This is a genomic window from Anaerotruncus sp. AF02-27 (genome assembly GCF_003465835.1).
GTDB classification, from domain to species: Bacteria; Bacillota; Clostridia; order Oscillospirales; family Ruminococcaceae; genus Anaerotruncus; species Anaerotruncus rubiinfantis.
On the sequence record NZ_QSBX01000028.1, the window covers coordinates 24,761 to 35,318 of the forward strand.

The window sequence follows — 10,558 nt, forward strand, 5'->3', positions numbered from 1 at the left end:
CTCAAACCTCCATTTCTTTTTTGTTCTGGGCAGAAGAAAACCCCGTCTGGGATTTGCTCAGTAAACGAGCCTTTACCTCAGACGGGGTTTCTCTACGCGTCATCCGACGATGGAAGATGTTATCCTCGTTCTCCCATTCAATCAGCCGGTCAAACATATCCGGGTGCTTTGTGACCATGTGCAGCAGCTCCGAGTCACTGGCATTGGGACAGAACCAGCAGCCGTTTCTCCGGCAGTGACCGTAGATCGGGGAAAGCAGCCCGTGTTCCTGACAGAGCTTGTAGGCGTCCGCCTCGGTCATACCGTATTTGCCAAGCAGACTGACCTTCTTCACGCCATCCAGACGGGCGAGACGTTTTGGCTCATCCTGCGCGATGCCGACATAGCTCACAGTGTCCGACGAGAGCGCAGCATTGTACTTGCGGACGGGCGGAATTTTGCAGTCCCGATTGACTGCACACATCCCAGCCCATGCGAAGCCGCGAACCTCGCCCTTATGCGGTCCGCGGGTGATGACATGATGGAACACATCATCGTAGGTTTTGTCTGCATGGAGAATGGTGAACTTGATGCCCAGCTCCTTTTCACAGAAGGGCTTGAGCCGGTCATAGATGAAGTCCCGGTGTTCCGGGACTTCACCGCTTGTGTCTTTGTCGAACATGACCTCACTGAACACGGCTTCATCCAGCGGTTCATTGTGCTGTGCAGCCAGCAGAAGGGTTGCCACACTATCCTTGCCTCCGCTGCAAGAGGCAATATACTTTGGGCGGCTCATCGGTCAAACTCCATCTTGAAGCTGACGTATTTGCCGCCGCTGTCATCCAGACGAATGACCGCATCATAGAGCTGAGGCTTCTTAGGCGTGTAAAGCCCGGTCACTCGGCACCAGCCCTTGTCCAGCAGCTCCTTTGCAATCTTCTTGGTCAGCTTCTTTTTCTTGCTGGAAAAGAACTTGTTGTCTTCCCACAGGCAGAAGGAGCATTCTCTGTTTGAGCAGTAAAAGTTGCCCTTGCCGACATAGACCGGAGAACCGCAGCGGGGACACTTGCCGATTTCCTCCTTGCCCGTGCCGAAACGCTGGGCTTCGGCATCGGAGAGAAACGGGTAGGCTTTTACCAAATCTCCGGTCATTCGGACAATGCCGCTGAGAAAGCCGTCCGCATCTGCCTTGCCGCGCTCAATCTCCATGAGCGTGTTTTCCCATTCCGCCGTCATTGCGGGAGAGGTGATCTGTTCCGGCAGGACGCAGACGAGGTTGCAGCCGTCCTTCGTGGGAACGAGGGATTTACCCTTGCGCTCTGCAAAGCCGGACTTCACCAGCTTTTCAATGATCCCGGCGCGGGTCGCAGGAGTGCCGAGACCTTTCTTCTCGGTGTCATCGTCAAACTGATCGTTTCCGGCAGTCTCCATCGCAGACAGGAGAGTGTCTTCCGTGTACTGCTTCGGAGGCGTTGTGAAGTGTTCTGTGACGCTGGCGGACACACCATCCAGAACATCGCCCTCGTGGACTTCGGGCAGGGACTTCACGGGATCATCCTTTTCCTTCGTCTTGAGGGATGCCTTGAACAGCTCTTCAATGGCTTTCCATCCGTTTTGAACAACGGTCTTGCCCTTGGTTTTGAACACATAGCCCTCGCAGGAGAGCGTGATCTGCGTTTCTGCGTAGGTGTGCTTCTCGCCGGTCGCACACAGAAGGCGCATTCCGACAAGATTGAGGATTTTCTGCTCCGACTGAGGAAGCGCGAAAACATCCTGCTTTTCAAGCTGGACGGTCGGGAGAATGGCATGGTGATCTGTGACCTTGCTGTTGTCGGTTACGCGGGCAATGTCCGGAGTGATCGAAACGCCGGAGAAAAGCGGAAGCTGACGGCAGACGATAAAAATAACCTGACGGGCGGTGTCCTCCATATCATCCGTGATGAACTGGCTGTCCGTGCGCGGATAGGTCAGGAGCTTCTTTTCGTAGAGCGTCTGAACGAGATCAAGCGTCTGCTGGGCGGTGAAGCCGTAGTATCGGTTTGCCTCTCGCTGCAAGGTGGTCAGATCGTAGAGCTTCGGAGGATTGACCGTCTTCGTTTCCTGCCTGAGAGAAGAAACGACGGCTTGCTTTTTCTCGCAAGCCGCCGCAATTCTTTTTGCTTCCTCTTCGGTTTTGACCTTTTCCAGATCGGCGGTCAGATCGCCCTTGCCGATGTGGATGTTGAAATACTTTTCCTTCTGGAACGTGGAGATTTTCCCGTCACGCTCCACCAGCATTGCAAGGGTCGGCGTCTGGACGCGCCCGACCACCAGCTTCTTGTGATAGAGCGTGGTGAAAAGGCGGGTTCCGTTGATACCGACAATCCAGTCTGCCTTCGAGCGGCTGAGTGCCGCTTCATAGAGGCGGTCATAGTCCTTGCCGTCCCGGAGATGCTGGAAGCCTTCGCGGATGGCGGAGTCCTCCAATGAGCTGATCCACAGACGCTTGAAGGGCTTGGTGCATCCGGCTTTGTTGTAGACCAGCCGGAAGATCAGCTCACCCTCGCGTCCTGCATCGGTTGCACAGACCAGCTCGGTGACGCGCTTGTCCTTCATGAGAGCGGACAGCACCTTGAACTGCTGTGTTTTGTCCTTCGTGACCTCAAACATCCAGCTTTCCGGAACAATGGGCAGATCGTCATATCGCCACTTGGCATACCGCTCATCGTAGGCGCTGGCGTCTGCCAACTCCACCAGATGACCGAAACACCACGAAACGATGTAATTGCCGCCCTCCATGTAGCCGTCCTTGCGGGATGTCGCGCCCAGCACCTTTGCGATGGACTGGGCAACGCTGGGCTTTTCAGCAATGACTAAGATCAATCTTCATCACCTTCCGTTTCGGCATCCTCCGCGATCTGCGGCTCTTCATCCTCGTTGATGTACGGCTCTTCCTCGTAGCCTTCATCATCAAAGAAGTCCATATCTTCATCCTTGGGCTTTCTGCCCTTGACGAACTTGATGTAGTAATAAGCTGCACCCGCAGCACCAGCAAGGGCAAAGATGACGAGGATCATGCCGATGTTGGATTTCTTTTCGGGTTTAGGGGCGGGGACATCGGTTTCCGCATCCTTGTCCGGTTCAGGTGTAACGGGGGCTGTGCCGGTGCATTCGCTCATGTTGGTCTTGCAGACCGGGCAGTCGGTATTGACTTGACCGGCAACGCATTTTTCCTTGCAGTTACAGGTGGTCAGAGCAGCCGCAGTGTCATCATCCAGCAGCGCAAGCAGATCGCTCTCATCGACCATGTTGAGAAAGTACGTCTGATACTGTTCCTCATCCTCATTGATGGGTGCATCGTAGTCGATGACAATGAAGAAGGTGTTGCCGCTCTTCGTCTGGACTGTGATGAACTGCTTGTTGGTTGCCTTATCATAGAGCAAGTCACGGGTGTAGGCGTTGCCCTCATCGTCAATCGGCTCACCCTTCGGCTTTTCCGGCGTGGGAGTGACTGCGGGCTGCTGTTCGGGCTGAGTTGCCTCCGTGACGGGAAGGTTCTGTTCGGTATCATCGGCGTAGGCAAACGCCGTGACCGAGAAGCAAGACAGAACCATGACGCAGACCGCAAGGACGGTCAGAAAACGAAACTTCTTACGCATTGTCGATTACCTCCGTATTTTCGGCGGGCTTGGTGCCGCCCTTCATGGAAGACAGGAACGCCATGATCTGATCCTTGTCCATCACCATAGAGCGCACGGTGTTGATGATTTCAAGGTTTTCCAGCTCCGTCTTCTTGTCGTACAGCTCTTTAAGCTGACCTTCGATTTCGGACTTCTTCTTTTCAGCCTTCTCGATGTCGGAGAGGACTTTCTGATACTTGGGATTCATGAAAAACTCCTTTCTTTTAATAGGCGGGTCTTCCGAAGGCGTAGAAATGCTGCTGCCAGTAGGAAGAATTGATGGATGTGTACTGAATGGGATCGCCGCAGTGGATCATGACCCCATCACCAACGTAGATGCCGACGTGAGACACGCCGGGGGTGTCATACGTCCCGACGAAAAAGATGAGATCACCGGGCTGGGCATTCGCCTTTGAAACCGGCGCACAGACGTTGTAAAGCCCTTGTGCGCCCAGCCGTCCGGTATTCACAAGACCGCTGTTTGTGAGGACATAGCTGACGAAGCCGGAGCAGTCAAAGGACGTGTCGGGATTGGAGCCGCCCCACACATACGGATAGCCGAGATACTTTTCCGCCTCGGTGATCAGTGTTGCAAACTTCTCGTCGTTCAGGTATTCCGGGTTGACATCGTAGTCGGCGGGAGGATTTGTGATGTACTTGTCCACATAGGGAGAGTCACCGAACAGATCCTCACGGTTGCCCAGCACCGACATATACGTTGCGTACATGGAGAGCTGTTCCTGAGACATGATGTAGACTGGGACGTGGGAGAGATTGAAGTTTTCGAGCTTCACGTTGCAGATGTAGTAGTCATACGGGACGCGGTAGGTTTCCGTGTGCGTGTTGCCGTCCGCGTCCGTCCAAGTGTCGGTCTCCGTGCGGTATCTCGTTTCGACGATGACCTCTTCGGTGAGGATGTACTGCTTTTCAAACAGCATTTGGAGCGTTCCCTGCACCTCATCCAGCGTGAACTCGCCCTCATGGAGAGCTGATAGAATGGAGATCAGCACATAGGGGTCATGCTCAATGTCATCCAGATCGAAGTGGTATTCATCGTAGTTGTGAGTGCTTTCGTAGGTGTCGAGATAGCGTTGCAGCTCTTGCTCCATCCGGCAATACTGCGCCTCCGCGCCGAGCATCGCGTCATCCTCGCTGAGATAAGAGGAAGCGATAACCGACGAGCCGGTAGAGGTGAGCATCGAACACGAGCTGATTCCGGCACCGAGCAAAACGAGAAGGGCAATTCCGACTCCGACCCAGATGAAGACCTCCTTGTTTTTCTCAAAAAACTCCTTGATCTTGTCGGACGCCTTCTCACCGAGCTTCTTGCCGGTATTCTTTGTGGCAGTCCCGGCGGTCTGAGACCCGGCATTTCGAGCGGCGGCATATTCCTTCTTGATGCTCTGCTTCTGGTAGTGCTTGTTCATGTTCTGCTTCTTCATCTCAGGATGCTCCTGCTGATTTCTCTCATATTGGAGCTTCGCATCCGCAGCATCCGCCTTGTGTTCCAGCTTGGAGACCTTCTCATAAGGCTTGTTGACGCTGCTTTCCCGATGATGACTGAAATGCCGAGCGGCAGTCTCGGCAGCGATCTCCGTTTTATGCGCCGCCTCAACCGCTGTGTTTTCCTGTTCGACCTCATGGATTTTGCCGTGAATGCCGGAAGCGAGAGTGTCACCGACCTTGCGGACGGTTTTCTCTGTCTCAAATTGCAGCTTGCCTTTGCCCTTGGGCTTTTTCAGCTCATCCTCAAAATGAAGGCGGGTTTTGCCCTTGCCGGTCTCTTCATCAAAGACACGCTCTTTCTTGAGAACCTTGTGCGTGGGCAGCTTCTCGCGGGCAGCGTCCAGACGCTCATGTGCCTTCTCAGACTTCCTTTCGAGCTTCTGCATCCGCTTCGTAGGTGGGACGGCATCGTCCGAGACCGGCTTTGCGGAGGCAGTCTCCGCCGCTTGGGAGAGAACGGCATCCGCGTCAACTATCTCCACTGCCGAGGTCTTGCGCAGCTTGTGCGTGACAACCGTTTCGGCAATCACCGTGCCGGTATGAGAAGAAACGCTGTGCTGCTCCAAAACAGGAGGCTTGAACGGTGTTTCCGACGATGGCAGCGGTTCAGGTACATTCTGGGGTGGATTTTCTGCCTTTTTCTCTTCTGTGACGGATGTTTCAGAGGACGGCTGAGTGTCGTTATCCTCAGCGTGTTCCGCCTGAAACTGACGCTGCTGACGGCGCATCTGCACCTTTTCCTGTTTCTCCGGTGAAAGTGCCTCGGAAGGCTCGGCTGTCTCAGCGGGCTTGACCAGCTCTGCATCTTCCAGCCGCTTTGACACGCGCTGCTCGGTGCCAGCCGTCAGGTTTTCTTCAACCGTGCCCTCCCGTGTCATCCGCACGACTACCTTGTCGCGGACTTTTAGTTCCGGTTCCTTCGCCATTAGATTTCACCTCTAATCCGCTTGTAGGCAAGCTCGGTGTATTCAGGGTTCAGCTCTATGCCCACGAAATGACGCCCCATCTGTGAGGCAACCATGCCGGTTGTGCCGCTTCCCATGAACGGGTCAAGCACAATGCCGCCTTCGGGACAACCGGCGAGAAGACAGGTCTCAACCAGCTTCGGAGGGTAGGCGGCATAGTGACCACCCTTGAAGGGAACAGTGTTGATCTTCCAGACATCGCGCTTATTGCGGAGCGGATTGATGTCACTGTCCTTGATCTCACCATGCTCACGGGGGCGGTTGATGGACTGCGGCTGAGGCTGACCGGGAACGGGCTTGCCGTATTTGTTGCCGCCCTTCATGCCGCGCTTGAGACGTTCTGCCGTTGCAGGGGCAATCGGCTCGGAGATTGCCTTGTAGTCAAAGAAATACTTCTTCGCCTTTGAGAACAGAAAAATATGCTCATAGCAACGGGCGCAGCGGTCTTTGACGCTCTCCGGCATGGGGTTATCCTTCATCCAGATGATGTCGTTGCGCAGATACCAGCCGGTATCGCGGAGGGCAAAAGCCAGCATCCACGGAATTCCGATCATGTCCTTCGGCTTGCAGCCCTCAACCTTGTTGTTGAGAGCCACAGCCTGACCGTTTCTGCCGTTGGGGTTCTTCGGGTCAACAAAATCGCCCTGATTGCCTTTTCCGGCGTAGGTGTCCGAGATGTTCAGCCAGAGCGTACCATCCGGACGCAAAACGCGCCTGACTTCGGTAAACACTTCCGTCAGGCGCGAGATATATTCCTTCGGCGTTGTCTCTCTGCCGATTTGAGCCTCCATACCGTAATCGCGGAGCGCGTAATACGGAGGGGACGTCATACAGCAATGAATGCTGTCACCGGGCAGTGTTTTCAGGATTTCAAGGCAATCGCCGGTATGAATGATGTCAAGTTGTATGGTGGTGTACCTCCTGTTCTGTTGGATTTGCGTTTCCGTTGAAATGTTGGCTGTAAAACCCGATAACATTTCAATGGGCATCAATCGGAGTAATACTCGTCCGGCTCGTAGTCCTCGTCTTCCATGAAGTCCTCGTCGAGATCGTCAATCTCGTCCGCCCAACGGTCGAAGATTTCCTCGGCTTCCTTCGCCGCCTCACGATAGAGGCTCAGCCGGTTCTTCTCAAAGGCGGCAAAGGCGGGGACGAACTTGCCGAACTCACGGAATGCCTTCACATCCTGCGTGCGCATATCTGCGACGCACTGGATGATTTCGGACATGGTGAGCAGATCGTCGATCATCAGCTCATACTCGCCCTTGGGGATAGAAACGGTTTCATCTTCACCCGCGTCAGCGAAAGGGGTATTCTCATCGTTGTTGCTGCACTCAGAAACATCAACATTGAAGTAAAAGCCGATCATATCCACGGCTACTTTGGTCATAATCTGACGCGCTTCCTTGACCTTTTCGTCGATGTCCTCCCTCACATGGAGGTAGGCGCGGTGATGCTTCTTGAGGTCGCTTTCCAGACGGATCAGATCGGTCAGCTCCCACAGAGCCTTAAACAGCGCGGAGGTGTTCTCTCCGTATTCGATAGCGTCCGCATAGGGAATGGTAATCATCTTGTTGGTCATATTCAAAAATCCTCCTATCAGTTCTGTACGGTTTCTTCTAAGCGGGTGGTCATGATGCGGTAGAGCTGGGTGTCCTTCGGGAAATCGTCCTTGAAGGGAACGATGGTCGAGCCGTAGAAGATCAGCCCCTCACCGGCGTTGGAGTTGGTGATGTAGTTCTGCTGGCTGGGCGAGATGTTCAGCGCCTTCGAGAGAATCTGCCGGTCGCCGGATGCCTGATTCAGAAGGTAGACAAAATCCGAGTTTTCAAAAATGTTCTCCACCTCGCGGGAGGCAAGAAGATCCTTGACGTTCTGCGTGATTCCGGTCGGGATGCCTCCCCATTTTCTGAAACGCTTCCAGATTTCCACGCTGTACGCGGCGGTCTGTTCCTCTTTCAGCAAAAGGTGGAACTCGTCCATGTAATAGCGCGTTGCCTTATGCTGGGCGCGGTTAATGGTCACGCGGTTCCACACCTGATCCTGCACGATCAGCATACCGAGCTTTTTGAGCTGCTTGCCGAGTTCGCGGATGTCATAGCAGACAAAGCGGTTGTTGACATCCACATTCGTTCTGTGATTGAAGACGTTCAAAGAGCCGTGAACATAGATTTCAAGGGCAGTTGCGATGCGCTGTGCCTCCGGCTCCTTCTGATTTCTCAGAATGTTGTAGAGGTCTTCGAGGATTGGCATTTTCTCCGGCTTGGGGTCTGCAAGGAACTCCTGATAGACCATGCGGACGCTGCGGTCAATGATGGTCTTCTCAACCGGCTGCAAGCCGTCCTTGCCGCCGACAATCAGCTCACACATGGAGAGGATGAAGTCGGATTTCAGCGTCAGCGGGTTTTCCTCTTCGGAGTAGTTCGTGTTGATGTCCAGCGGATTGATGTAATCCGTGCTGACCGGCGAAATGCGGATGACCTGACCACCGAGCTTCTGCACGAGGGGAAAATACTCGGCTTCGGGGTCGCAGACGATGATGTCATCCTCCGTGATGAGGAAGGCGTTCGTCATTTCACGCTTTGCGGAGAAGGACTTACCGGAACCGGGCGTACCCAAGATCAGTCCGTTGGGGTTTTTGAGCTGCTTGCGGTCAACCATGATCATGTTGTTGGACAGCGCATTCAGCCCGTAGTAGAGAGCTTCGCCGTCCTGAAAAAGCTCCTGCGTGGTGAACGGCACGAAAACCGCTGTGCTGGAAGTGGTCAGTCCGCGTTCGATCTCCACCTGATTGATGCCGATAGGCAGAGAGGACATCAGCCCCTCTTCCTGCTGGAAGTCAAGACGCTTGAGCGCACAGTTGTACTTCTGAGCGATGGCGGCGGTCTGAAAGACCGCGTTTTCGAGCTTCTGGCGGTTGGTTGCCGTGTTCATGATGAGGATGGTCACAAGGAACAGTCTCTCGTTGCGGGTCTGGAGATCCTGCAACAGACGCTTTGCCTCACCGCCGAAGGTAGCGAGATCGGACGGAATGATGTCCATATCGTAGCCGGAGCGGACCGCCTTTTTCTGCTCTTCAATCTTCATCTTGTCGAGGTCGGTGATCTTCGACTTGATGCTCTTGATTGCCTTCGCCTGGTCAATCGTCCGGATATGAAAATTGACCGTGATGTTGCTGTCCATCTCAAGGAAGTCGGCAAGCATACGGTCATTGAGTTCCGGCGCGAGGATTTGCAGGAAGCTCACCGCGCCGATGGTTCTGCCCATCTTGAAGCACTTGCCTTCACGGAAGTCAAAGGAAGTGGGCGCGATGAAGTCCTTCGTGCTGAGTCCCGTCCGGGCTACCATGTCAAAGGAAAAGCGGAACGGCTCATTGGTGTCCATGTTGAACACATCATGAAGCACTTTCAGCCGTTCGTAGCCGGACAGCGGCTCGGTTCTCACACCGAGGGTTTTGAAGTTGTTGAGAATATCGGTTTCAATGCGTTCGAGCTTCGGCTTTGCCGTGCGGAGGGAGTCCGCCTCAATGCCGAAGGTGATGTACTTCCTCTTGACCAATCCGTTGTTGCCCTTGGTGAGCTGGCTTTGCAGCATACCGGAATACTCGGAGCGGATGTCGTTGAAGGCGTCCTCCTGTGCCGGAATGTTGATGCGCTTGCGGAACTCATTGAGGCTTGCCTTCTGATTGATGAAGGAGAGCTGGACGAAGATCGAGCTGTCGAAGTAGTTCAGAAAGTCGCACCAGTTCTCAAAGATGGCAGTTTTGTCCTCGTTCTGCGCAAGCTGGTAGTTGATGTCCTCAAAGGCGATGGACTTCGTGTAGAGGCGGCTGTTCACCTTGCAAATACCGTCACGGCACATCTCCACATAGGGGATGGTCTGCTGGGCGGACTTGCGGACTTTCTTTGCCTTCCTGTCCTTTTTCTTCTGCACGACGATTCGCTTCTTTTCCTGAGCGGAAAGGGCGTCGCCGTAAACGACGCCGTTTTTGACGGTCATCTTAGGCTTTGCCTTTGCTGTGCTGTTGTTCAAGCTGCAATTCCTCCTGTTCTTTGATTTTCTTCTGAATCTCAGCGTAGAGATTGTTTGTGCGATATGGACGCACCTTGTCCCGGATAAACATGGACTGTACGATGTGGTACAGATACTTTTCGGCGGGCTGTCCGTCCTTCTCGTAAAGCGCGAAGAAGATGAACGGGAGCATGATCACCACCATCAGCATTGCCGCCGTAGACAAGTCGAGATGCGCCTTCGCCAGAAAGAAGATCGGGACGCCGACTGCCGCAGCGATGGAAAAACAAATAAGCTGCCGCTTGGTCAGGTTGAACATGACCTTCGTTTTGACGCGGTTAAGATCCTTCGGGACCGGAACAAATGCCATTGACTGTTTCCTCCTATTACAATAAATTTGGACAGGAAAGCCGGGCAGCCAGTCCGGCTTTCTTTCCA

Annotated in this window: 9 protein-coding genes; all 9 read right to left on the minus strand. The window is 54.1% G+C overall.

The genetic code is table 11. The annotated features are described in order from the left end of the window. Window position 1: 1 nt before the first annotated feature. Genes DWV16_RS15715 through DWV16_RS15755 form a run of 9 tightly spaced genes read right to left on the minus strand, consistent with a single transcriptional unit; the run spans window position 2 to window position 10,490 of the window. The gene (locus DWV16_RS15715) at window positions 2-775 is read right to left on the minus strand and encodes a phosphoadenosine phosphosulfate reductase (protein ID WP_118480173.1); all 774 of its coding nucleotides are present in this window, start codon (window positions 773-775) and stop codon (window positions 2-4) included. Next, complete coding sequence (locus DWV16_RS15720; RefSeq protein ID WP_118480175.1) at window positions 772-2,841, minus strand: DNA topoisomerase 3; 2,070 nt, start codon at window positions 2,839-2,841, stop codon at window positions 772-774. The genes DWV16_RS15715 and DWV16_RS15720 overlap by 4 nt, the downstream gene beginning before the upstream one ends. Continuing rightward, window positions 2,838-3,617, minus strand: coding sequence for a DUF4366 domain-containing protein (locus tag DWV16_RS15725; RefSeq protein WP_118480177.1), 780 nt, complete (start codon window positions 3,615-3,617; stop codon window positions 2,838-2,840). Before DWV16_RS15725 ends, DWV16_RS15720 begins: the two co-directional genes overlap by 4 nt. Further along, entirely contained in the window at window positions 3,610-3,846 is a 237-nt protein-coding gene (locus DWV16_RS15730) for a DUF4315 family protein (protein WP_006573549.1), read from the minus strand. Before DWV16_RS15730 ends, DWV16_RS15725 begins: the two co-directional genes overlap by 8 nt. A 16-nt stretch (window positions 3,847-3,862) precedes the next feature. Then, entirely contained in the window at window positions 3,863-6,070 is a 2,208-nt protein-coding gene (locus DWV16_RS15735) for a C40 family peptidase (RefSeq protein ID WP_118480179.1), read from the minus strand. Then, the gene (locus tag DWV16_RS15740) at window positions 6,070-7,098 is read right to left on the minus strand and encodes a site-specific DNA-methyltransferase (protein WP_255420075.1); all 1,029 of its coding nucleotides are present in this window, start codon (window positions 7,096-7,098) and stop codon (window positions 6,070-6,072) included. Before DWV16_RS15740 ends, DWV16_RS15735 begins: the two co-directional genes overlap by 1 nt. Beyond that, window positions 7,098-7,691, minus strand: coding sequence for a nitrogen fixation protein (locus DWV16_RS15745; protein ID WP_118480181.1), 594 nt, complete (start codon window positions 7,689-7,691; stop codon window positions 7,098-7,100). Before DWV16_RS15745 ends, DWV16_RS15740 begins: the two co-directional genes overlap by 1 nt. A 17-nt stretch (window positions 7,692-7,708) precedes the next feature. Then, entirely contained in the window at window positions 7,709-10,108 is a 2,400-nt protein-coding gene (locus DWV16_RS15750) for a VirB4-like conjugal transfer ATPase, CD1110 family (RefSeq protein WP_118480189.1), read from the minus strand. 1 nt (window position 10,109) lies between these two features. Continuing rightward, window positions 10,110-10,490 carry a PrgI family protein gene (locus DWV16_RS15755; protein WP_040647218.1) on the minus strand — a complete coding sequence of 127 codons (381 nt, stop codon included), beginning with the start codon at window positions 10,488-10,490 and terminating at the stop codon, window positions 10,110-10,112. Between the last annotated feature and the right edge of the window lie 68 nt (window positions 10,491-10,558).